We start from the raw sequence: 23,948 nt of genomic DNA on the forward strand, positions 1-23,948 counted from the left end.
GAGCATGGATGTATGACCGAATCGACCTTCAAGCGTTTTTCCGACCCGGAGATTGCCGCCGTTTACCGGGCGATCCGCGAACGCCGCGACATGCGGCATTTCACCGGCACCCCCGTCGACGCCGACCAAATGGCGCGGTTGATCGACGCCGCGCACCATGCGCCGAGCGTCGGTTTCATGCAGCCGTGGCGCTTCGTCCGTATAACGGACCGGAGCCTGCGGGTAGCGCTGCACGACATTGTGGAAACCGAGCGGCGCGCAACCGCCGAGGCGCTCAACGAGCGTAGCGACGAATTCATGCGGCTCAAGGTCCAGGGCATTCTGGATTGCGGCGAGGTCGTGGTCGTCGGTTTGATGGAAGATCGCGAGCGTCATATCTTCGGCCGCCGGACGCTGCCGGAAATGGATCTCGCGTCGGTCGCGTGCGCCATCCAGAACATCTGGCTGGCCGCGCGCGCCGAAGGGCTGGGTTTGGGTTGGGTGTCGCTGTTCGACGTGGGCGCGGTTCAACGGCTGATGCATATGCCCAGCGACGCGAAGCCGGTAGCCATTCTTTGCATCGGACATGTCGAGCATTTCTACGACGAACCCATGCTGCAAGCAGAAGGTTGGGCGAAGCGCGTACCGACGTCTTTATGCGTCGAGGAGAACCGTTGGCCCGACGCGCTGCCCCATCCGGACGCATGAAGAGTCTGGAACCAGGCCGCTAAACCTCCGCCAGTTTGAACAGAGCGACGGCCGCGTTCATCTGCGCCGCCTGCGTTTCCAGCGACGCCGCCGCTGCCGCCGCCTGTTCGACCAGTGCCGCGTTCTGCTGCGTCACCTGATCCATCTGCGCGATGGCCACGTTGACCTGCTCGATGCCAATCGTCTGTTCCTCCGACGCCGACGTGATCTCCCCCATGATGTCCGTAACCCTTCCCACCGCAACGATGATGTCGCGCATCGCGCTGCCGGCGTTCTCGACCAGCACCGCCCCGTTGCCGACGCGCGCTACCGACGTGGTGATCAGTTCGCGGATCTCCTTCGCGGCCCCCGCTGAACGTTGCGCCAGCGCGCGCACTTCGCCTGCAACCACGGCGAATCCGCGCCCTTGTTCTCCGGCTCGCGCAGCTTCAACCGCTGCATTCAGCGCAAGGATATTGGTCTGGAACGCAATGCCTTCGATCACCGCGATAATCTCCGATATTTGCTTCGAACTACTGTTTATTCCGTCCATGGTCGACACCACTTGCGTGACGACCTGACCGCCGTGATTAGCCGTTGCCGATGCCGTCAGCGCAAGGCCGCTTGCTTGCCGCGCGCTCTCGGCATTCTGGCGAACCGTACTCGTCAGTTGCCCGATGCTCGCGGAGGTTTCCTGCAGCGAAGCGGCTTGTTCTTCGGTCCGCTGTGACAGGTCGATGTTCCCCGATGCGATCTCGCGCGTCCCTACGGCCATCTGCCCGGTGCCGTCCCTTACGCCACCGACTATCGCGCTCAAGCCTTGTTGCATCGTTGATAACCCCTCGATCAGGCGGCCAATCTCATCGTGCCGGCGCGCGGTGAGCCGGGTCGTCAGGTCGCCTCCCGCGATCTGCGTGCAAGCATCGACAGCTACCCGCAGAGGCGCGATCACGATCCGCGCCAACGTTAAACGTGCGAAAAAGGCAAGCACGAGACCCGCCGCAAGCAGTGTCGTCGCAATCCAGGTGACTGTTTCCGTGCGTCGCTGCGAGGCTTCAAAACGTGCCTTGCCATGCTCGAACTCCATGGCGACGAGCGGCTGCAGCGCGGCGTCGTAGGCGTTGAATGCGTCCTTGATCTGGTTCTCGTTGAACTCGCGAATATCGCTTACGCGCTTCGATTCCAGCGCCTCCACCGCCGGCAATAACGTCTGCTGGACGAGCTGCTCGCGGGCGTTGTTTGCGGCGTGCATGAGCCCCTGCTCCTCGTTGCCGCTTGCAAGCATCGCAAATGCCTTCCAGGCGGCGTTGGCGCCGTCGATGGCACCTTGGGCGTCACGCAGCAACGCGGCCGACGCCGCGGTGCCTGCGCGTGGGTCGTAGTCCTGCAGCGCCGCGCGTGCGATCAGCAAGCGGATCGTATCCTTGGCCAGCAGGTCCAGGCCGCGCGTGTCCTGCGTGTAGAGGGCGCGCATGGAAACGTCGGCCGTTCGTGCAGCATAGATGCTGTAGCCGCCCGTGGCGGCCAACATGATGGCGAACGCCGCTACCAGGATACTGAGCCATGCCTTGATGCTTACCGCTGTTTTCATCGAATCTCCATACGATGCGCCGCTTCGCGCGAGGACATCGGCCCGTGCCGACCCTCTCCTTACGGCGCATCAGCGGGGAAGTTTAGGCAGGCAGAAGCGTGGAGCGGGTTGGAGCGTCGTGCCGAAAAGCCTTGTTTTATAAGGCTCTGGCGGGCGTCATACAGCGCCGGACGACGATTCGGCAAATACCGGCTATAACCGTGGCAACGCTTTGGCGTTGGAAGGATTCATCGCGCAGACCGGAACACAAACCAGGCAAATCCAGAACTTCATCAGCGATTTCCCTAGTCGCGGCCAATGCACTTGCAGTTCCGAAAAGCGACGATGTAATATGACGTCTGATAACGTATGAGGTCGCCGAGAAACGCCGGCGTCCAACTTAAGGCGTCAAGCCAGAGGAAGCCTAGCCATGACACCGTCTTCGCCTTACCAGCCCTTGCCCAACACATTTCGCCAGTCGGTCCTGAAGAGCGAAACCCTGATCGGATGCTGGGCATCGCTCGGCAGCCCGATCACGACCGAACTGCTCGGCATGCTGGGCTTCGACTGGATCCTGCTCGACGCCGAGCATGCCCCCAACGACGTCCTCACCCTCATCCCCCAGCTCATGGCGCTCAAGGACAGCTGCAGCGCCCCCGTGGTGAGGCCGCCGGCCAATGACAGCGTGGTGATCAAGCGCCTGCTCGACAGCGGCTTCTTCAACTTTCTGATCCCCTTCGTCGACAGCGCCGCCGATGCCGCACGCGCCGTCGCCGCCACACGTTATCCGCCGCAGGGGATTCGCGGGGTATCGGTGGGGCATCGCGGCAATCGCTACGGAACCGTGAGCGACTATCTGAGCACCGCGAACGACAATATTTGCGTCGTGGTGCAGATCGAAAGTCGCACGGCGGTCGAAGCAATCGATGAAATCCTGGCCGTCGAAGGCGTCGATGCTGTATTCCTCGGCCCGTCGGATCTGGCGGCGTCCTATGGACACATCGGCAATCCGAATCACCCGGACGTGCAGCAGGCCATCGCGCACGTCTTCGAGCGCGCCCGCGTCGCGGGTAAAGCGAGCGGCACACTTGCACCCGTGCAGGCAGAAGCAGAACGTTATCTGTCGATGGGCTGCCAGGTGATCGCAGTGTGTGCCGACATGGGCCTTCTCAGGAATGCGGCGCAAGCCGTGCAGAAACATTTCATGCAGAAGTAGCCGGACCGCACCTAGACAACTTGTGGAGAAAGACATGCAAAAAGCAGGCTTCATCGGTCTTGGCATCATGGGCAAACCCATGGCCGAGAACCTCATCAAGAACGGCGTCGCGCTCGCGGCATTCACCCGCAGCGGTGTACCGGCCGAGCTGACGCAGGCTGGCGCTGTGGCGTGCGACAGCCCCGCTGCGGTGGCCGCGCAGGCTGACGTGGTGTTCATCATGGTGCCGGATACGCCGGATGTGGAACGTGTGCTGTTCGGCGAGAACGGCGTGGTCGCGTCGCTGCGCGAAGGTCAGGTCGTGGTGGACATGAGTTCGATCTCGCCGATCGCCACACGCGAGTTCGCGGCCAAGGTGCGCGAGCGCGGCGCGGACTATCTGGATGCGCCCGTCTCGGGCGGCGAAGTCGGCGCGAAAGCCGCCTCGCTCACGATCATGGTCGGCGGTTCGCAAGCTACCTTCGACAGCGTGAAACCGCTGTTCGACATGATGGGAAAAAACATCTCGCTGATCGGCGAAGTCGGCGCGGGACAGGTCTGCAAGCTGGCGAATCAGGTGATCGTCGCGGCGACTATCGAAGCGGTTGGCGAGGCTTTGTTGCTGGCATCGAAAGCCGGTGTCGATGCAGAGAAAGTGCGTACGGCGTTGATGGGCGGTTTCGCCTCCTCGCGCATTCTGGAAGTGCACGGCGAACGCATGACGAAGCGTACGTTCAATCCGGGCTTCCGCATTGAACTGCACCAGAAGGACCTGAACCTCGCGCTCTCGACGGCGCAATCGCTTGGGGTATCGCTGCCCAACACCGCGACGTGCCAGGCGCTTTTCAACGCTTGCGCGGCGCACGGCGGCAAGGCATGGGATCACTCGGGAATGGTCCGCGCGCTCGAGTACCTGGCCAACCACGAGATCGGACAGACGCCGGCTGGCTGATCTGCGGCCTGCGTTCTACCAACGCAAAAAGGGCATCGCGATCAACACATCGCGATGCCCTTTTTCATACCGCCCAGGCTTAACCCTTCGTCACGCTCGCGGGCAAATCGCGGCCGTGGTACTTCTTGTAGATCGTATTGAGCATGCCGCTTTTCTGGTTCGTGCTCACCCAGTTATTGACCCACTCCTTGAGCTTCGGCTCGTCCTTGTTCATCGCAATGCCAAGGTCGAAATCCTTCTGCGGGAACTTCAGTTCAAGCTCGCGATTCGGCGCGCGCTTGACCATCTCGGCCAGGTTCGACGGCGTGCTCGAGAAGACGTCGACCTGCCCCGTCACCACCGACGTGATCAGCGTGGCGTCGTCTTCATATCGTTGAATCTGCGCACCCTTCGCCATTTGCGTGGTGATGGTGTCGTTGACGGTCGCGCGCGTGAGGCCGATTGTCTTGCCGTTCAGGTCATCGTAGTTCTTGACCTTCTGATTTTTTGTACCGCCCACGATGATCGTGATGACCGCATAGGGGATCGAGAAGTCCACGACCTTCGCCCGCTCCGGCGTGATCGACAAGTCCGCTATCACGAGGTCCGCGCGCTTCGCCTGCAAGGTCGGCACGCGGGCTGCGTTCGTGATCTGCACGAGTTCGAGCTTCACGCCCAGGTCTTTGGCAAGCGCCGCGGCCGTGTCCACATCCGATCCCGCGGGCTGAAGGTTGGCATCGGCGTAACTGAAAAGCGGCGTGCCCATCGCGATCGCCACGCGGATCTTGCCTGCCTTCTTGATGTCGTCGAGCTGGTCGGCCATCGCGCTGTGCGCTACGCCCGCGAGCAACAAAGCGGCCACGCAGCCGCGCATGATGAATCGGTTGGTCTTCAAAGCAGTCTCCATTTTTATGATCGGTTCAAAAGATGATCTTCAGGCCTATGCTTATAAGCCGTTGTTCAGGAAGGTGCGCAACTCAGGCGTTTGCGGCGAGTCGAGCATGTCGCCGCTGCCCACTTCCCACACCTTCCCCTGATGCATATAAATGATCCGGTCCGCCATGCGCTTGGCGAACGCCATCTCGTGCGTGACGAGCAACATGGTCATGCCGTCCTTTGCCAGATCCTCCATCACGCGCAGCACTTCACCCGTCAATTGCGGATCGAGCGCGGACGTCACTTCGTCGAACAGCATGACCTTCGGCGACATCGCCAGCGACCGCGCAATCGCCACACGCTGCTGCTGTCCGCCCGACAGTTGCTCCGGGTAGGCATCGGCTTTCTGCGCGAGGCCGACCTGATCGAGCACTGCCATCGCCACGCGGCGCGCTTCGTCGCGCCCGAGCTTCTTCACGTGGCGCAGCGCCAGCATGATGTTTTCTTCCACAGTCAGATGCGCGAACAGGTTGTAGCTTTGAAACACGATGCCGACTTCGCGGCGCAACTGATGCAGGTCCACCTTGGGGTCGTCGACACGAATGCCGCAGACCTCGATCGTGCCGCGGTCGATGGTTTCCAGGCGATCGATACAACGAAGCGCCGTGCTTTTCCCCGAACCGCTCGCGCCAATCACGGCGATCATTTCGCCCTTGGCCACTTCCAGCGACACACCCTTGAGCACCTGGTTCGAGCCGAAGCTCTTATAGACCTCCCCGAGTTTAACGATTGCCGACATTGAGCTTTTTCTCCATCGATTGACTCCAGCGCGAGAGCGGATAACACAGCGCGAAGTAGAAGACCCCGACCAACCCGAACACGAGGAACGGCTGAAAAATCGAGTTGTTGATGATCTGGCCGGCGCGCGTCAATTCGACGAAACCGATCACTGAAGCCAGCGATGTCATCTTGATCACCTGCACCAGGAAACCGACCGTTGGCGGCAAGGCGAGACGCAGCGCTTGCGGAATGATCACGAGGCGCAAGGTCTGCCAGCGCGTCAATGACAGGCATTCCGCGGCTTCCCATTGGGGCTTCGGCATGGCGTCAATACAACCGCGCCAGATGTCGCCGAGATACGCGCTCGTGTAGACCATCAGCGCGAGCCCGGCGGCGACGAGCGCAGGCACTTGAAAGCCATACACCGACAAACCGAAGTAGACGATGAACAGCAGGATCAGCAGCGGAATACCCTGAATCGCTTCGATATAAACCATCGCCGGACGGCTGAGCCAGCGGCGCGGCGAGATGCGCGCGAGCATCACGCCGAAGCCGCCGATGCTGCCCAGCACGAACGCGAGTGCGGAAAGCACAAGCGTCCACCAGATGGAGTGCACGAGATAAAACAGATGCGCCGTAGTGAAACCGCCGGTCATGCCGCACCTCCGGGAATCACGGTGTCGATACGTCCTTGATCCGGCGCCGGCTTGCCTGCCCGCTCCGCTGCTTGCCGCAAGACCCGCCGCCGCTTGAACGCGACCTCGCCTACAGCCCAGGCAACCAGCTTGATCAACAACGACAACGCGAGATACAGCAGCGCCACCACGATGTACGTTTCGAGCGAACGGAAGGTATCGGATTGCACGGTGTTGGCGGTGGCCGTGAGTTCTTCCGCCGAGATCTGCGACGCGATGGCCGAGGCCTGCATCATCAGCAGGAACTGGCTGGTCAGTGCCGGATAAACCTTTTCGATAGACGGCTGAAGCATCACATGCCAGCCAATCCTCCAGCGCGACAAGCCCAGGCATTCGGCCGCCTCGAGCTGCCCGCGCGGCACCGATTCGAGACCTGCACGAATGATCTCAGCCGCGTAGGCGCCGATGTTGATGATCATCGCGAGTGCGGCTGCAGCGAACGTCGGCATGCGCACGCCGAAGCCGGCAAGCCCAAAGTACAAGAGGAAGATCTGCACGAGGAAAGGCGTATTGCGCACGGCCTCGATATAGATTGAACACACGCGCGATAAAAGGCGGTTTTTGCCGCGCTTCGCAAACGCGACCAGCGTACCCAGGATCACGCCGAAAAATACCGCCACGGTCGTCATCTTCAACGTCAGCCACGCGCCTTTCAGGAAGACGGGCCAGTACGGAAGCAGCGGACTGAAATCGAGAGAGAAAGTCATCGCAGCAATGTCTAGGGTTGTGACGAGGACGGGCTTTGCGGCGCCGTGCCCGTCGAGTCTTCGGGTGCTTCACCATCGCGCTTCGAATGCGCCGGGCAACGGCTTTATTCGAACGGCCCGGTGGTGGTGAACGCCCCGCCCTGCAACAAGGCAACGGCGCTGTCGGGCGCGGGCGCCGGCTGCGCTTCGACTTTCGCCCGGAACGGCTCCGACGAATCCCGCGGGACAAATCCCAGCTTCGATGCAAACCGGTTGTCCCACCATTTGACTACGTTGTCAGACATCCCGTAGACGACGGTATGACCCACATCCGGCGTAAAGAGACTGCGGCGCAGGAGTTCGAGCAGGTCGTCGTAGCTGAGCCAGCTCGCCATCATCCGGCGATCTTTCGGCTCCGGAAACGCCGATCCAATGCGGATGCTCACGGTCTCGATTCCGTAGCGGTCGAAATAGAACTGGGCCGTGTCTTCGCCAAACGATTTGGACAGGCCGTAGTAACCGTCGGGACGTCGCAGCGCATGAGAGTCTATCTTCTCGTCCTGACGATAAAACCCGGTCACGTGATTGGAACTGGCGAAGATGACGCGCTTGACGTTGTGCCGGCGGGCGGCTTCGTAGAGGTTGTAAACCCCCTTGATATTGGCTTCCAGCACTTCTTCGAAGGGCCTTTCCACCGATACCCCGCCGAGATGGATGACCGCATCGCAACCGGCGACGAGCGCATCGACCGCCTGTTTGTCCGAGAGATCGCAAGGGACGACTTCCTCGTGCGGCGCAGCATCGGAAGATAACGCGACAGCGAGATCCGACACCCTAATTGTTTCCGCGAATTCAGCCACGCGCGCACGTATGACCTTGCCTACCCCGCCGGCAGCGCCGGTCAGCAGCAGACGACGAAAGGGAACGTTAGGAACGTTGTGTTCTTGATTGGCCATGTAAGCCTGTCTCCAATAAGCGCGGCCACCCGGAGCTTTCATGCTCCTTTCCAACGGGTTAGCCACTTCACTTAACTGATATTGTACGTTGTCATATGACTATAGCCTGCATATAATCATTCGCACATCCGTTTGTCAACTTTGGTGAAACATTTTCCCAATCGAGGTGGCCGTGCAGCGATCGACTCGTGCTCTCTTCGAAGCCCCTGCCTACCCCTCGGGCCGGCGCAGCCTGACTACCGAGGTCGTCGATGCACTCCGCCAGCAGATCGAGGCAGCCGAGCTCAAGGTGGGCGACCGGCTGGCGACCGAAGCGGAAATGGTCCAGCGCTTCAACGTGAGCCGCACGGTCGTGCGCGAGGCGTTGTCGAAGTTACAGGCAGCGGGATTAGTAGCGACACGTCATGGGATCGGCACCTTTGTATGCGAGGCGCGGGGCAGAGGACTGTTTCAACTTGATCCTGCGGACGTGGCCGGTTCCATCGACGCCCTCGCCGTCCTCGAACTACGCATCAGCCTCGAGACGGAGAGCGCGGGACTAGCCGCTGCCAGATGCGATAAAGCGCGGATCGCGTCCATGCGGCGTGCGTTGAGCGACTTCGAGCGCAACGTGGGCGAAGCGACCGAGACCATCTCGCCGGATATCCACTTTCATCTTGAGATTGCGCATGCCACCGGCAACCGCTATTTCGTGGAGATCATGACGCACCTCGGCATTCACTTGATTCCCCGCGCCCGCCTCACCGCGACGCAGATTCCACCCGATGAATACGCGGACTATCTGACACGCGTGAATCGCGAGCACGAGCAGATCTGCGATGCCATCGAGCGTGGCGATGCCGACTCCGCGCGCACCGCCATGCGGCTCCACCTGATCAACAGCCGCGAGCGGCTGCGGCGCGCGCAAGAGAACCTTTAAGCCGCGACCTTATGCGCGTGTTCGTTTCGCCGGCGCAGCGACGGAAGCGCGTTCCGTGACGGTCACGGGGAACTCTCGATAGATCGTGTACGAGGTCCCATAACATTGGTTGAGCAACCATCGAACGGCGTTCTGCGTCAAATCGGCGGTCGGGATGTGCACCGAGGTCAGCCCCGGCGCTGAAAACGCAGCCGAGTAGTCATCGTCGTAACCCACCACTGAAATATCGTCCGGCACCGAGATGCCCGCTTGCTGCAAACACGACAATGCGCCGATCGCCATCGTGTCGTTGGCGCAGAACAATCCGGTAAAACGTTTCTTCGATGCCAGCAGTCGCCGTGCGGAATCAAATCCGCCGTCCGGCGAAAAATCCGATTCGATCAACTGGACCGCAGCCCGGTCGATGCCGTTGCGCGCGAGTTCTTCGAAGAATCCCGCGATCCGCGCTTCATTGTCCGAAGCCTGAAAAGGCCCTGAAATCACGGCGATTTTCTTGTGTTGGTGCGCGAGCAGCGTCTGCGCCGCCAACACCCCGCCACGATGATGATCCGCGCAAAACGACGCTTCCGGCATCTGCGCGAAGTCGCGATTGAGGAACACCATTTTCGGATGCATGCCATGCAGCTTGATGAGGTCGTCGTCATGCAGATCGTGGCTCGTCACGACTACGCCATCGCAATCTCGGCCGATCAGGAACTGCACGGCGTCGATAGCCTGGTCGCGCGGCGAGTCGTCACCATAGCCGGTCGCCACCACCACATGGCGATGTACCTTGCGCAACTCGGTATCGGTTTGCTTAAGGATGGTGCCGTAATACGGGCCGAAGAACGTCGGCACGAAGATGCCGATCATGCCGAGCGATTGCGTCGACAACGCGCGCCCTATCGATGACGGCCGAAAATTCAGTTCCGCTATTGCTGCCTGCACGCGCGCGAGCGCGTCTGCCGAGACCGGTCCACGGCCGGAGATTGCTCGCGATGCCGTGGACATGCCCACGCCGGCCAGAGCCGCGACGTCCTTCAGGGTTGCCACTGTTACTCCGTGAATTAAGGCTTCGTATTCATTCGAGCCGACTTAAAGCCGATCCCCGGCGGGTTCGTCGAAGAGCGAAATACGCTTGCTGTCGATCGAAAAGCCCGTGATTTCGTCAACCGCTGCCGTCGCCGAGTCCTGCGCGATCGACGCGATTTGGGCGCCATGATAATCGAGCCAAATTACCCGGTGATTGCCCATCGGTTCGACCAGCGACACCGTGCCGCGACGCTGGAACGAAGGGTCGATCAAGACGTCCTCGGGGCGCACGCCGAGCACGCATGGCTGGTTCTCCAATGGTGCCTGACGAAACGGATACGCGGAGACATCAAGGTCGATATGGTTGTTGCGAAACCGCAGCGTTCCTGCCTCGCGTTGCAGCGTTCCCTTAAGCAGGTTCATACCCGGAGAGCCCAGGAATGTAGCAACAAACAAATTGTTCGGATGCGCATAAACCTCGGCGGGCGTGCCGATCTGCTGGATCACACCACCGCGCATGACCGCCATGCGGGTCGCGAGCGTCATCGCTTCCACCTGGTCATGGGTCACGTAGATCATCGTTGCGCCGAGCCGCTTATGCAGTTGCTTCAGCTCCCGCCTGAGTTCCGTGCGCAGTTTCGCGTCGAGGTTGGAGAGCGGTTCATCGAACAGGAACACGTCCGCTTCGCGCACGATCGCACGGCCTATCGCAACGCGCTGACGTTGCCCGCCCGATAACTGAGCCGGCCTACGCTTGAGCAATGGCCCAAGTTGCAGCATCTCCGAAGCACGCGTCACACGCCGTTCGATCTCGGCTTTGGGCGTACCGGCAATGCGCAAGCCGAACGAGAGATTACGCTCGACGTTCATCGTGGGATAAAGCGCGTAGGACTGGAACACGAGCGCGATGCCGCGATCTTTCGGATCGGCCCACGTCATATCCTGGCCACCAATTTCGATGCTGCCGCCGCTCACGTCGATCAGCCCCGCGATGCTGTGCAGCAAGGTGGACTTACCGCACCCCGAAGGTCCCAGCAGCACGAGGAACTCGCCCGGTTCAACCTCCAGGTCCAGCGACTCGATGATCGTGTTGGAACCGAGCTGAATCTCCAGATCCCGGATTGAAACGTTCGACATGACGGCAGACATGAATGAGCCCTGGACTAACCTTTGACCGCACCGGAAGCAATGCCGCGAACGAACCAGCGACCCGACACGAAGTAGATGACGAGCGGCACCATGGACGTGAGAATGGTCGCCGCCATGTTGACGTTGTAGAGGCGCTCACCTGTCGTCGTGTTGATGATGTTGTTCAGTTGAACGGTCATCGGCAGGTTCTTGGTACCGGCGAAGACAAGGCCCAGGACGAAATCGTTCCAGATGCCGGTGACCTGCATGATGATGGCCACCACGATGATCGGCGTGGACATGGGCACCATCAGTTGCAGGAAGATGCGCCAGAAACCGCCGCCGTCCACGCGCGCCGCCTGAAAGAGCTCATGCGGCAGCGCTGCGTAGTAATTGCGAAACAGCAGCGTCATCACGGGCATGCCGAAGATGGTATGGATCACAACAATGCCGGGCAAGGAGCTGAATAAATGCACGGTAGCGAGCACTCGAACCAGCGGATAGACCATCACCTGCACGGGAATAAATGCGCCCATCAGCAGGATCGCGAACAGCGTGCTCGCACCACGCGGTTTCCAGAACGACAACGCGTAGCCATTCACCGCACCCACCAGAATCGACAGCACCGTACTCGGTACGACGATACGCACCGAGTTCCAGAAGCCGACCTGGATGCCCTGGCAATCGAGTCCCGTACACGCCGATTGCCAGGCTACGCGCCATGCGTCGAGCGTGAAATGCATCGGCAGCGAGAGGATATTGCCGAGACGAATTTCCGTCATCGGCTTGACCGACGTGACGAGCATAACGTACAGCGGCAGCAGGAAGAACAATGCCGATGTCAGCAGGAACGCATACACGCCCAAGCGCGCGGGCGTAAAACGCGACCTGCGGCGCGACCTGCGTTTCAACGGGTGGCGTGGCGCGTTCATCGGGTATCCCTCAACCGCAACGCGCGGCTGCGAACATAGAAGACCGGTGCAAGAATCGCGAGCACTGTAATGAGAAGAACGATCGACGCCGCCGATGCCAGTCCCAGATTCGCGCGCCCGAACAGGTACTCCATGATGAACTTCGCGGGCACTTCGCTCGCCGTGCCGGGACCGCCTTGCGTCATGGCGACGACTGCGTCGTAGAGTTTGATGACCATCACGAACAGCAGGATGAAGGCCGTTGAAATCGACGCACCGAGCATGGGAATCACAATGCTGACGTAGACACGCCAACGCGGAATGCCATCTATACGCGCAGCTTTCCAGATCTCTTCGTCAATACCGCGCAGTCCCGCAAGCAACAACGCCATCACCAGCCCCGACGCCTGCCAGACAGTTGCAATCACGAGCGTATAGATCACCCTATCCTGGTCGACAATCCAGTCGAAGCGCGCGTGCGTGAAACCGATCCTGTGCAGCACCTCCTGAATGCCGAGTTCCGGATTCAGGATCCACTGCCACACAAGACCCGTCGCCACGAAAGACATTGCATACGGATACAGGAACACGGTGCGCAACGCGCCCTCCGCTACCACCTTCTGGTCTATAAACACCGCCAGCAGCAGGCCGATCACAAGACATATGACGATAAACAAAACCCCGTAGATCACGATGTTTTGCAGCGACAACATCCAGCGGTCGTTATTAAAAAGCCGCACATATTGCGAGACGCCCGCGAAGCTCGTCGATGCGAACGTGCGCGAGTTCGTGAACGACGTGCGCAAGCTCCATAACATCGTGCCGAGATAAGCGAACACGACCGTCAAGGCCATCGGCAACAACGCGATATAGGCTCCCAGCGCAAGCCGCTTCCTCAGCGGTTTGCGCTTCGCCTGCCGGACCGATTCGTGCAAGGCTTTGTCGGCGGGCGTCACGGCCATCAGCTTTTCAGCCCGCTGGCAAAGGCCTTTTGTGCGTCTTCCACCGACTGGTTCTTGTTCCAGAAGTTAGTGATGACGTCCTGCAACGCGCCATTGATATCAGGCGGGGTCAGCATTTCCGGATTCGGCAACTGCCGCGACTTGTCCTTCATGATCGCGATGCCCTCCTTCGCGCACATATCGAGGCTCGAATCGTCGATGTCCGAGCGGATCGGAATCGAACCCTTCTTCGCACTGAACGCAACCTGTGCAGCCGGCGACGTCATCACGCTCGCCAGCAATTTCTGAGCCTTCACCGCGTTGGCATCGTCGGTCTTGGGAAACACGAACACGTCGCCTGCCACGAGATACGGCGAATGCGGACCAAAGCCCGGGAAGCAGCCGAAGTCCTTGCCCGCCGATTGTTTGGCAGCAACGAACTCGCCCTTCGCCCAGTCGCCCATGATCTGCACGCCGGCTTTGCCCGAGATCACCAGCGCCGTTGCGTCGTTCCAGTTACGTCCCGGCGAACCCGGATCAATGTAGTTGTGCAGGCGCTTGAACTGCGTCAGCACCTTCTTGAACGCGTCGGATTTGACCGCGTTCACATCGCGATCGCGATAGATCTTCAGGTACAGGTCCGGGCCACCGACATCGGCGAACACGGCGTCGAAGGTGATCTTCTCCTGCCATGCCTGACCGCCGAGCGCGAGCGGAATCACACCCGCCGCTTTCAGCTTGTCGAGGTCCGCGATGAACTCATCGTAGTTGGCCGGCTCTTTCGCAATGCCCGCCTTCTGGAAGGCCGGCTTCGAATAGAAGAACCAGGCCGGCATATGGATGTCCACGGGCGCAGCGTAGAAGTGCCCGTTCGACTTGATGCTGGCGATGATCGAAGGCGGGAAGGTCGTGTCCCAGTTCTCCTTGGCGGCCACGTCGTCGACGTTGTTCAGCAAACCCTGGTCGATGATGTCGTGGAATTGCTTCGATGTATTGAACTGCGCGGCCGTGGGCGGATCGCCGCCCATGATGCGGTTGAGCGCAGTGGAACGCGCCTGGTCCGCACCGGCCACGGCGTTGTCGACCCACAAACCGCCGGCTTTGTTATAGGCATCGGCGAACTGCTTGATAGCCGCCGATTCCCCGCCCGAGGTCCACCAGTGGATCACGGTGGCTTTCAGCGGATCGGCGTGCGCTGCGCTGCTCGCAGCGACGGCTGCAAAAACACTGACGACCAGTTTCTTCATGCTGTTCATTGAGTCTCCTCCGGGTTGTCGCACCCATGTGGTCCAACGGATTCGGCATTGAATCTTGCTGCAGGTCAGGATTTAATTCAGGTGCGGGTCTTGCGCTCCTTAAGGAACTTCGCGATCAGTTCGGCACTGTGTTTCATGGTGCGTTTCTGCGTTTCATAGTCGACATGAAACACGCCAAAACGCCGCTCATAACCGAATGCCCATTCGAAGTTGTCCATCAGCGACCAGATGAAATATCCGCGCACGTCCACGCCGGCTTTGATCGCGCTATCGACGGCGGCAAGGTGGCGCTTGAGGAAGGAGATACGCTGCTGATCATCGACGCGGCCGTCGACCACTTTGTCATCCGACGCCATGCCGTTCTCGGTGATATAGATCGGCGGCAAGGAAGCATAGGTCTTGTTGAATCCGATCAGCAGGTCGCGCAGGCCATCGGGATGAATCTCCCAGCCCATCTGCGTGCGCTCGACACCTTGCAGCGGCACTTCCGTAAAGCCGTGCGCGCCATCGCTTTTCACGTTCGTACGGAAGTAATAGTTGATGCCGAGGAAGTCGAGCGGCGTGCCGATAGTTTCCATATCGCCATCGAGCACGAGCGGCTCGGTGCCTGGCCATAGTTCGAAAAGATCCTTGGGGTAGGCCTTTTTCAGCAGTGGGTCGAGGATCCAGGCGTTATGCTGGACTTCGAAAAGATGCGCGGCGCGTGTGTCAGCTTCGCTGTTGGTATCGGCGGTTCCACGGCCGACGTTCGCGACAATGCCCTTGAGCGATGCGGGATCGTTCGCGCGCAAGACCGGTATTGCGCTGCCGTGCGCAAGCAGCAGATGATGCATCGCCTGCGTGGCGTAGCGGTCATTGGCAAGACCCGGTGCGTGATGGCCATTGCCGTAACCGAGATATGCCGAGCACCAGGGTTCGTTGAGCGTGGCCCAGGCATCGACCTGGCCTGTGAGTTCGCGGCTCATCAGGTCGGCGTAATCAGCGAAGCGATACGCGATGTCGCGATTGAGCCAGCCGCCGCGGTCTTCCAGATATTGCGGCAAGTCCCAGTGATAGAGCGTGACAAAGGTCTTGAGCCCCTTCTCTTTCAGCCGGCCGATAAGCCGCTTATAGAAGTCGATACCCTTCCGGTTCGGGCGCCCTGCTTCGTCCATCACACGCGGCCATGCAATGGAAAGACGGTATGCATCGACGTTAAGCGCGGAGAGCAACTCGAGGTCCGATTCCCATCGATGATAGTGATCGCAGGCAACCTCGCCGGTGTCGCCTGCCAGCACTTTGCCGGGCGTGGCCGAAAACGTGTCCCAGATCGACGGGAGGCGGCCATCTTCGTGCGTGGCGCCTTCGATCTGGTAGGAAGCAGTTGCTGCGCCGAGCAGGAAATCTCGTCGCCAGAGGGCTGAATCGGAGGGTGGGGAAAACGGATCGCTGGAGACAACGGATGCGTCGAGTGCCACGAGAACTCCTGTTGAACGTTGGAGTGGAAGCGCTTCCACAAGCGCTTGCGAACGATAGCAGCGCCGAATTGACGGGGACAATCCGGGTTTGTATGGAGGTGAACCGGGAAGAGGCTGGCGAGTCGACTACGAACTAAAGACTGACAAGATCGGTGAATAAAGGACGCTGCTCCCCCAACTTGCGCTGCTGACAGAAACTGGCAGTCGCAACACTTACGATGGGCTCGGCTTCAAACACCGGCAGCACGCCGGCTGCTTCCCACCGACCCTTCGTGAGCGCTCACTATGACCGATCCCAACTTCATCGTCCTGTACGTGGACAACGCTTCGGCCAGTGCCGATTTCTATGCCGGCCTGCTGGGCAAGACACCCGTCGAGTCTTCCCCGGCGTTCGCCATGTTCGTCCTTGAGTCGGGTCTCAAGCTGGGATTGTGGTCAAGGCATACGGTTGAACCCGCGGCGACAGCGGCGGGCGGCGGCGAGATCGCCTTCCCGGTGAACGACAACGACACCGTGCATGGCGTCTTCACCGATTGGGTCAAGCGCGGCCTGGAAATCATCCAGCGTCCAACGGAAATGGAATTTGGCCTTACCTTCGTCGCGCTGGACCCGGACGGCCATCGCCTGCGCGTTTATGCCATTCCCCAGCAGTAAAGCGACTCCGTCAGCCGTTTTTCAGAAGGTGTACAGCGGTTACCACCTTCTCGATCGCGTCATCGTCCTGGCCGTGGCAAGCAAGTGCGGAGGAGTTTCGTCGGTGGCGCCGTCCCCTCTGCGCCGCGTTTGTTCGAGTTCCTCCGCCAGCCGTTTCGCTTCCCAGTCGCGTTGCCAGGCCTCCGCCTTATGCCGGCGTTCGATCGCGCGCCTTGCGTCGTCCTCTCGATCGGTCCACGCAGCGAAGATCGAAAACGCGCGTTCCATCGCTTCGTATTTTCCCGCTGGGCCAGCCACCGAAAACAACAGGCGATCTCCCTGGCCCGGATGCATCCAGTACACGTCGATTTCGCGCTCGCCGATCGGTGTCTCGTTCGCGCTAGCGGCCTCGCGTGCTGCCGTATCGGCGGTGCCGGAAGGGATCGTTACCGCCTCGCCCGTCCAGCGCTTTGACGCGGCGCGAGCATTCGCCGCAGTCAGCTCGGGCTCGACGGCCAGCGCACCGAACGGCCACTCGAAGCGACCGGAGCGCAAGCGTTGAAATTCACCGGGGGCATCGGGCGAGACGAACCGCCTAGCCACTTTGTTCACGGTGAGCGTTCGCGATGGGAGATGCAAAACGAGATCGAGACCGCCGCCGGCCACGCGAATCCGGCCCTCCTCCTCACGGATCTCGGCGTCGCATAACGCCGACGCATACGACAACCGCCGGCTTTCCCGAAAACCATGCAGCCAGAGCGCCACGATCACAGCCAGCGATAGTCCAATCTGGGCATTCGATTGCGGTGTCGAGGCGAGACCGTTATAAAACGCGACGATTGCCGCGCCGCACACGCCCGTCTTGAGGATCCGGCCTAGCGGGGTTTCAGCCTGGAAGAAAGCGAACAGCCACATGAGTTTTCCCGAAGTCACTTTTTTCTTGGTTTAGGATCGAACACGCGGCGGGTCGCATGTCGGTGACATGTCCCCGCGAGGCGCTTTTTCGCCGTGAAGCGTCTTGATGACGCTTTCTCTCTCAGCCGGCGATTCCTGTACTTTGCAGCGCTCAGGCGTGGGCTTGTCGATGGGCGTGGAGCCTCTCCCACGCTTCGCGGCGGCGTTGGCGATGGATGGTCCAGCAGAATCACAACATCCCCGCCGCGCGGCGCGCATGGTCGTAGTCCTGCTGGCCGATTAGGGCCGCCTTGGTGGCGCTTGTCGGGAACGCGCACGCGATGATCCCTGGCGTGTGCGTGCGATGCAGAAGGCGCCGGCCACGCGTGCAACACGCGCTGGGAGGGTGCTGTCCTGCGCCGAAAGCGGCCAGCCGGATCGAAATACAAGCCGCGACCGCGCAATAGTCGACCTCCACACTTGAGCCACTTCAGCGTCGGGTCGACACCGTCCACGACGCCTGCGTCAAAGTCCGCACATGATGCCCTCGACACGCCCTGCCGCCCTCTCATTCCGTCCGCTCTTTTCGCCCATTTCGTTCCGGGATGCCGATGAAATGTCTACTTCCTCCTACACCCCCGCATATCCATTACGCACTCATTACTCGCCCCTTACGTGCTCAGGCGCGCAGGTCGCGGATCTTCGCGGCAGTCATGGCCCCGACGCCGCGCGCATCGTCCGGGTGCCCGGCGCCATTTCCCGTCGCCGTCACGCCGAAACCCGTAAAAACGCCGCCCGCGCGTCGTCCCCGCGCTTCTGTCGGCGTACAGCCGAAACGCTCCTTGAACACGCGGTTGAACGTCGATTCGCTCATGAATCCGACCGCACTGGCAATCGCGCCGATAAGATCGCGCGCGTGCAGCGGCGACTCGAGCCGGCGCATAGCTTCATCGAGCCTGCGAGCCCGCACATATTCGGCGACGCCGCCCATCGGTTCAAAGAGTTCGTATAGCGCCGTTCGGGATACTTTCAGGATTTCGCGCAGCCTCGCCGGGCCGAGGCTCGTGTCCGCCAGATTGCCTTCGATATAACTCAGCGCCTGAGCCCGGATCACCGGCGTCAGGCGCGGGTCGCCGGATTCCGCCCAGCGCTCGGCGCGCCGCAGCACGCAAGCCGCGATGAAGTCGAGCGTGGCTTCGCCGGCCACGAGCGCCTGCTCGTCGTCCATCGCGGTCGCGACGCTCGCGAGGGTGCGCATGTGCGAAGCGATCAGCACGCCGATAGGGTCGGTGGGGTCCCACGATAAACCGTGCATCCGCAACGCGCCGCCCGTGCGCCGGTCGATCGCCTGACGCGGAATAGTGAGCGTGAGCATGGGCGCGTCCCGGGTAAAGCCGATGTTTTCCACGACGAGGTCGCGCATCACCACCGAGCCGAGCGGCACCTGCTGGGTGTCGCGGCCGAACGTCGACATCAGCGTGCCGTCGAGCAGGCAATGCACCAGGTAATGATCGATGCCGGAGGTCGCAATCCTGCGGCGGGTACGCTGAAACTCGACATCGCCGCCCACGACGTGCGACATAAGCAGCATCCCGCCGAGGGCCCAGCTTTCCATCTTTGCGCGAAATGGCGCGGGTGGATCTTTCGGACGCTGGATCTCGAATATGGCGTCGATTCCTTCGCGCCAGATTTCCTCTGCGTCGTTCTCCGCGAACTCGGCACTGTCGAATCTGATGGGCGGGGACATGGTGTTACTCAGCCTCCATAGCAGCAGGGTTCGACATGGCATTGCAGATTTTTCGGACCAGGCTTTCATGCCTTTATCCGACATCTCAAAGAATTTAACGGCGTTTTAGCACTAAAACTTTAGCATGTGTTTAAAACGATCCTGAGGGAACCGGGGGTTATCGCTATTTTCAGGTTTATTTTCTTGCGGAACGGGTCAATCGGGGCAGCGGCTTTCCTGACGCCGCCGTCCGCCGATGCGCCAAGGAATGCGGCTAAGTGCTTATTAATAAAGGCATTGGAATCGATAATGCGACTCGCGTGGGATCGCCCGTATATCGGTTACTGGTTTTTGTCGCGGTTCGCCTAGCCCCTCGCTCAGAAACCCATGGCCGGACCGGATTAATAAGGGACGGGTTCGCTAAACGCGTTTACGATTTCTCGATTTGTTTTACACGGTAAGTTTTATCAAGGAAATCAGCGTTTTATCGTGAGAACGCGATGGCGTGTTTTCAACGGCTCATAACCATCGTAGAACTCGGCATATGGTCGAAACTGCGTCTGACGAGATGCCAGCGCACGCGCTCTTGCGACTCGGTATCGAGTTCTATCAGAAAGCGCGTTTTCCCTGCGATAACCGCCCCCACCGGCAAACCATCGCGATATAACACGCGATTGCCCGGCAGCGCCGGCACCTTCTCCCCGGGCAGCAAGGTTCCCGCAAGATTCAGCGGATCGACCGCGCTTATCGCGATAAAGCTGCCGTCGGCGGGCCGCTTGCGCATGTCGCGCAGAAGCGGCACGGCTTCGGGCAACGCAAATTGTTCGCCGGCCAGCCCCGCGACAAAACGGCCGCCGCGAATTTCGCCGCGCGCTTCCAGCCGATGAAATACCCGCAGCAGGTCACGCCACGGCGGCAGCCAATCGGCTTCGCGTTCGAGCAGGCGCCAGAAGACCACGCCGTATCGGCGCAAGAGGGTCATTGCGACGTGTTCGAGTGAATCGTTGCCGGGAGCGACTCGGTCGCTACTTTCAGAGCGACGCAGCAAGGCCCAGCGCCCGGCGTCGTTCATGCCGCCGATAAACCGCCCGCCGCGCCGGGGCCGCCGGCCAAAACTGTTGCGGCGCGCAGCCGGCGTGAGCAACGCGCGCAGGCCGGCGAAGCTGTCGGCATTCACCAGTCCCAGCGACACCAGTTCGCCCAGTGCGGTTTCAAGCTCGGTATCCAGCAGGCGGACGTCCGAGCGCAGTTCATCGAAGAACATGGCGCCGTGTTTCGTGAGCGCATCGAACACAAGTTGGGCGCGCGACGACGGTTCCGGCGTTTGCATCGATTGCATCAGCGGGTTCCACGCCGGCAGGTTGCGTCGCGGCAGCAACACGATGGGCGTGGTGCGCACCGGACCGCCCGAACTGCGCGAACGTGCGCCCGGCCGGCTCCAGACGACCTTGCCAGAGCGGCAGAGATCGTCGAGCCAAGTCATCGAATAGTCAGTCAGGCGGGCGGGCAGAATCTCGTCTTCCCACGCCACGGCGGGCGCTTCGTAACCTTGTAATTGCTCGATAGCCTGCATCAGCGCGTCGTGGCCGTCGCCGTGCGGGTCGGCTTTGGAATCTGCGCTGAGGTGTTGCCAGTCAAACAGGAAACGCATGAAATCCTGCAACTCGACCGGCTCGATTTCGCGCCGCAAACGCCGCACGGTGTATCGATGAATACGCGCAAGCAGATGCCGCTCGCACCATTCCTCTTCCGTAGCGCCCGGCGTGAAGCGGCCGCGCATCACGTAGCCCTCAGCTTCGAGGCGCGTCAGTGAAAGCGCCACTGATGAGACCGGCACCGCCAAAGCCCGGGCGATAACAGGCGCTGGCAATGGACCAAAGCCGCTTAACCGCGCGCGCACGATTTCGACGAGTGCGTCGTCTTCCGTCCAGGTTTCATCGAAACCGGGAAGCGCTTCGAGCGGCGGCTGCATCGGCGCGACCGGGTGGAGGGCGCGCAAGCATGTCAGGCGTTCGACCGGCACCCACAAACCATCCGCCGATGTCACCTGCAAACGCGTCGCGCGCCCTGAAGCCGAGAGCGTTTGAAGCAAGGCTGGCCAGCCGTCGTTCGCTTGCGCCTCGGTTTCGGTGATGCATGAAAGTCCTGATAGCGCCTCATGCATTTCGTCGGCGTTGCGCACCGACGGCCACGCTTCTTCGCGCACGCCCGCGATGGCATCGGCGTCGAGCGCGCCCAGGTCATCGGTCGATTGAGGGTCAGTCCAGCCGCGCGCCAGCACGGCCCGGGTGCGGCGTTCTTCTATAGGGGCATCGTCGAGAAAGGCGTACGGACGCGCCGATAAAACCTCAGCCGCCAACGGCGACGGCGCGGGCAAATCGCGCGTGACAAGCCGCACCTCGCCGCTTTCTATCCGCCGCAGCAACGCGATCCACGCGTCGCAGTCCATGGCGTCGTGCAGACAATCGTCGATCGTCTGATCCACCAGCGGATGACGCGGCACATCGCGTTCGCCCACCACGTTCTCGACGCACGCAACCTGATCGGGGAACACGGTCGCCAGCAGGTCCTCGCTTTTCATGCGCTGCAATTGCGGCGCGACCCGGCGCCCGCCCGCATAGCGCGGCAACGCGAGCGCATTGGTCGCGTTCCAGCGCCAGCGCACGCCGAACAGCGGCGCGTCTAGCAGCGCCTGGATCAGGACATGTTCCGCCGTGGCTGAACGCAGATAACGCCAGACTTCATCGAGGGGAAAGCTGTGGCTGCCCGTTAGCGACAGCACGATCGCGTCCTCGGTCGCGGCCGCTTGCAATTCGAAGTTGAACGTCCGGCAAAAGCGCTTGCGCAGGGCAAGCCCCCACGCGCGGTTCACGCGGCTGCCAAACGGTGCGTGAATAACGAGCTGTGTGCCGCCGGAGGCATCGAAGAAACGCTCCATCACCAGCACATCCTGCGTCGGCAGAACAGAAAGTGCCGCACGGGAACGCGCCAGATAATCGACGATCTGCCGCGCCGCTTCCTCGCCGATACCGGTTTGATTAACCAGCTTGGTAATGGCGATGTCGAGCGAGAATTCGCCGAGCCACGCGTCGATGCCAGCACGCAACCGCGCGATCGCCGACGACAATTCATCGCTCCGCCCCGGCGCTTCCCCAAGCCAGAACGGAATGTTCGGCGGCTGGCCATGCGCGTCTTCCACCCGTACACGCCCGCCTTCCACACGCAGGATCTTGTACGACGCATTACCGAGTTGAAACACATCGCCGGCGAGACTTTCAACCGCGAAATCTTCGTTTACCGTACCAATCTGCAAACCCTGCGGTTCAAGCAGCACGGCGAAGTCGGCGTTGTCGGGAATCGCTCCGCCCGATGTCACCGCGGTCAGCTTGCCACCGCGCCGGCCGCGCAAACTGCGCGTCACCGCGTCCCGATGCACATACGCCCCACGCACGCCGCGCCGGCTCGTGTAGCCCTCGGCGAGCATCCGCAGCACCTCGTCGTATTGCTCGCGACTCAGCGCTGCGTACGGCATCGCGCGGCGCACAAGGTCGAACAGCGCGTCCTCGCTCCATTCGCGGCACGCCACTTCGGCCGCGATCTGCTGCGCGAGGATATCGAGCGGCGCTTGGGGAATATGCAGCGCATCGAGTTCTCCGCGCGCCACGCAATCGAGCAACGCCGCGCATTCGATAAGATCGTCGCGCGATTCAGGAAAGAGCCGCCCCTTCGGCGTGCCGCGCACCTGATGCCCCGAGCGCCCGACACGCTGCAGGAAACCGCCGATCGATCCCGGCGAACCGAGTTGGCAGACCAGTTCCACGTCGCCGATATCGATACCCAGTTCCAGCGAGGCCGTTGCAATCAGCACCTTTAGTTCGCCGCGTTTGAGCCGCTGTTCGGCATCCAGCCGCTGCTCCTTCGCAAGGCTGCCGTGATGCGCCGCGACCGCGGGCTTGCCGAGCCGTTCCGTGAGATGGCGTGCAACACGCTCGGCCATCCGGCGCGTATTCACGAACACGAGCGTGGTGCTGTGCTGCGAGACGAGATCGGCGAGGCGGTCGTAGACACGCTCGCGGACATCGTTCGACATGATGGCGTCGAGCGGTATGGGCGGCAGTTCGAGCGCGAGATCGCGCTTGCGTACATGACCGACATCGACGATCGAACACGGGCACTTACCCGTCAAAAATTCCGCGACCAGTTCGACTGGTTTTTGCGTTGCCGACAACCCAATCCGCACAGGCGCTTCGTGTTTGTGTTCCATGCACAACGCGTCCAACCGCTCGAGACTGAGCGCGAGATGCGCGCCGCGTTTGTTGCCGGCCACGGCATGAATTTCATCGACGATCACCGTTCGCACCGTCGACAACATCGCCCGGCCGGAATCGGAACTCAGCAGCACATAAAGCGATTCCGGCGTGGTGACGAGGATGTGCGGCGGCCGTTTTTTTACTGCATTGCGTTCTTGCGGCGTGGTGTCGCCGGTGCGCACGGCCGCGCGAATCTCGATGGGCGGCAGGCCGAGCCGCGCCAGTTCATCCGAGATGCCGGCGAGCGGTTCCTGCAAGTTGACGCGGATATCGTTGGAAAGCGCCTTGAGCGGCGACACATAAACCACGGTCGTCTCGTCGGGCAGCGGGCTCTTAAGACCTTCGCGAACCAGTTCGTCGATGGCCGCGAGGAACGCCGTCAGCGTCTTGCCCGAACCGGTCGGCGC

At 61.2% G+C, this 23,948-nt stretch carries 21 protein-coding genes; 6 read left to right on the top strand and 15 right to left on the bottom strand.

Going from position 1 to position 23,948, the window contains the following annotated elements:
• The first annotated feature begins 12 nt into the window (after nt 1–12).
• Nucleotides 13–687, top strand: coding sequence for a 5,6-dimethylbenzimidazole synthase (gene bluB, locus EOS_RS38535; RefSeq protein ID WP_047897480.1), 675 nt, complete (start codon nt 13–15; stop codon nt 685–687).
• Nucleotides 688–706: 19 nt separating this feature from the next.
• Here bluB and EOS_RS49075 read toward each other — a convergent pair whose 3' ends face one another.
• On the bottom strand, nt 707–2,257 hold the full coding sequence (locus EOS_RS49075) for a methyl-accepting chemotaxis protein (RefSeq protein WP_047897481.1): 1,551 nt from the start codon (nt 2,255–2,257) through the stop codon (nt 707–709).
• 409 nt (nt 2,258–2,666) lie between these two features.
• On the opposite strand from EOS_RS49075, the gene garL reads away from it, so the two are divergent.
• Both garL and EOS_RS38550 read left to right on the top strand, forming a co-directional pair.
• Nucleotides 2,667–3,452, top strand: a complete 786-nt coding sequence (gene garL, locus EOS_RS38545) for a 2-dehydro-3-deoxyglucarate aldolase (protein WP_047897482.1) — start codon at nt 2,667–2,669, stop codon at nt 3,450–3,452.
• Nucleotides 3,412–4,383 (top strand): 2-hydroxy-3-oxopropionate reductase, encoded by a 972-nt coding sequence (locus tag EOS_RS38550; protein WP_268760393.1) that lies wholly within the window; start codon nt 3,412–3,414, stop codon nt 4,381–4,383. The genes garL and EOS_RS38550 overlap by 41 nt, the downstream gene beginning before the upstream one ends.
• Nucleotides 4,384–4,462: 79 nt before the next feature.
• Here EOS_RS38550 and EOS_RS38555 read toward each other — a convergent pair whose 3' ends face one another.
• The 5 genes from EOS_RS38555 to EOS_RS38575 form a co-directional block, all read right to left on the bottom strand.
• The gene (locus EOS_RS38555) at nt 4,463–5,236 is read right to left on the bottom strand and encodes a transporter substrate-binding domain-containing protein (RefSeq protein ID WP_087882061.1); all 774 of its coding nucleotides are present in this window, start codon (nt 5,234–5,236) and stop codon (nt 4,463–4,465) included.
• Between the two features lie 72 nt (nt 5,237–5,308).
• A complete protein-coding gene (locus tag EOS_RS38560) occupies nt 5,309–6,037 on the bottom strand; it encodes an amino acid ABC transporter ATP-binding protein (RefSeq protein ID WP_047897485.1) in 729 nt (242 codons plus the stop codon).
• A complete protein-coding gene (locus EOS_RS38565) occupies nt 6,021–6,674 on the bottom strand; it encodes an amino acid ABC transporter permease (RefSeq protein ID WP_047897486.1) in 654 nt (217 codons plus the stop codon). Before EOS_RS38565 ends, EOS_RS38560 begins: the two co-directional genes overlap by 17 nt.
• Nucleotides 6,671–7,420, bottom strand: a complete 750-nt coding sequence (locus EOS_RS38570) for an amino acid ABC transporter permease (RefSeq protein ID WP_047897487.1) — start codon at nt 7,418–7,420, stop codon at nt 6,671–6,673. The genes EOS_RS38565 and EOS_RS38570 overlap by 4 nt, the downstream gene beginning before the upstream one ends.
• 104 nt (nt 7,421–7,524) lie before the next feature.
• Nucleotides 7,525–8,355 (bottom strand): NAD-dependent epimerase/dehydratase family protein, encoded by an 831-nt coding sequence (locus tag EOS_RS38575; RefSeq protein ID WP_047897488.1) that lies wholly within the window; start codon nt 8,353–8,355, stop codon nt 7,525–7,527.
• A 172-nt stretch (nt 8,356–8,527) separates the two neighbouring features.
• On the opposite strand from EOS_RS38575, the gene EOS_RS38580 reads away from it, so the two are divergent.
• Nucleotides 8,528–9,274 carry a FadR/GntR family transcriptional regulator gene (locus EOS_RS38580; RefSeq protein ID WP_235443100.1) on the top strand — a complete coding sequence of 249 codons (747 nt, stop codon included), beginning with the start codon at nt 8,528–8,530 and terminating at the stop codon, nt 9,272–9,274.
• A gap of 9 nt (nt 9,275–9,283) precedes the next feature.
• Here EOS_RS38580 and EOS_RS38585 read toward each other — a convergent pair whose 3' ends face one another.
• From EOS_RS38585 to EOS_RS38610, 6 genes are all read right to left on the bottom strand, one after another.
• A complete protein-coding gene (locus EOS_RS38585; protein WP_075645473.1) occupies nt 9,284–10,306 on the bottom strand; it encodes a LacI family DNA-binding transcriptional regulator in 1,023 nt (340 codons plus the stop codon).
• Nucleotides 10,307–10,348: 42 nt separating this feature from the next.
• Nucleotides 10,349–11,434, bottom strand: a complete 1,086-nt coding sequence (locus EOS_RS38590) for an ABC transporter ATP-binding protein (RefSeq protein ID WP_047897490.1) — start codon at nt 11,432–11,434, stop codon at nt 10,349–10,351.
• Nucleotides 11,435–11,448: 14 nt separating this feature from the next.
• On the bottom strand, nt 11,449–12,345 hold the full coding sequence (locus tag EOS_RS38595; RefSeq protein WP_047897491.1) for a carbohydrate ABC transporter permease: 897 nt from the start codon (nt 12,343–12,345) through the stop codon (nt 11,449–11,451).
• Nucleotides 12,342–13,286, bottom strand: a complete 945-nt coding sequence (locus tag EOS_RS38600) for a carbohydrate ABC transporter permease (RefSeq protein ID WP_047897492.1) — start codon at nt 13,284–13,286, stop codon at nt 12,342–12,344. Before EOS_RS38600 ends, EOS_RS38595 begins: the two co-directional genes overlap by 4 nt.
• Nucleotides 13,286–14,521 carry an ABC transporter substrate-binding protein gene (locus EOS_RS38605; RefSeq protein ID WP_047897493.1) on the bottom strand — a complete coding sequence of 412 codons (1,236 nt, stop codon included), beginning with the start codon at nt 14,519–14,521 and terminating at the stop codon, nt 13,286–13,288. Before EOS_RS38605 ends, EOS_RS38600 begins: the two co-directional genes overlap by 1 nt.
• 77 nt (nt 14,522–14,598) lie before the next feature.
• A complete protein-coding gene (locus tag EOS_RS38610) occupies nt 14,599–15,978 on the bottom strand; it encodes a GH1 family beta-glucosidase (protein ID WP_047897494.1) in 1,380 nt (459 codons plus the stop codon).
• Nucleotides 15,979–16,263: 285 nt separating this feature from the next.
• Between EOS_RS38610 and EOS_RS38615 the strand changes: the two genes are divergently transcribed.
• A complete protein-coding gene (locus EOS_RS38615) occupies nt 16,264–16,632 on the top strand; it encodes a VOC family protein (protein WP_047897495.1) in 369 nt (122 codons plus the stop codon).
• Between the two features lie 39 nt (nt 16,633–16,671).
• On the opposite strand, the gene EOS_RS38620 is transcribed toward EOS_RS38615, so the two are convergent.
• Nucleotides 16,672–17,526 carry a hypothetical protein gene (locus EOS_RS38620; RefSeq protein ID WP_047897496.1) on the bottom strand — a complete coding sequence of 285 codons (855 nt, stop codon included), beginning with the start codon at nt 17,524–17,526 and terminating at the stop codon, nt 16,672–16,674.
• 106 nt (nt 17,527–17,632) lie between these two features.
• Between EOS_RS38620 and EOS_RS47315 the strand changes: the two genes are divergently transcribed.
• The gene (locus EOS_RS47315; RefSeq protein WP_160312571.1) at nt 17,633–17,809 is read left to right on the top strand and encodes a hypothetical protein; all 177 of its coding nucleotides are present in this window, start codon (nt 17,633–17,635) and stop codon (nt 17,807–17,809) included.
• Between the two features lie 375 nt (nt 17,810–18,184).
• Here EOS_RS47315 and EOS_RS38625 read toward each other — a convergent pair whose 3' ends face one another.
• Nucleotides 18,185–19,252, bottom strand: coding sequence for a helix-turn-helix domain-containing protein (locus EOS_RS38625; protein WP_047897497.1), 1,068 nt, complete (start codon nt 19,250–19,252; stop codon nt 18,185–18,187).
• A 490-nt stretch (nt 19,253–19,742) separates the two neighbouring features.
• A partial coding sequence (locus tag EOS_RS38630; protein ID WP_047897498.1) for a DEAD/DEAH box helicase occupies nt 19,743–23,948 on the bottom strand: 4,206 nt, incomplete at its 5' end.

This window comes from Caballeronia mineralivorans PML1(12) (assembly GCF_001028175.1).
GTDB classification, from domain to species: Bacteria; Pseudomonadota; Gammaproteobacteria; order Burkholderiales; family Burkholderiaceae; genus Caballeronia; species Caballeronia mineralivorans.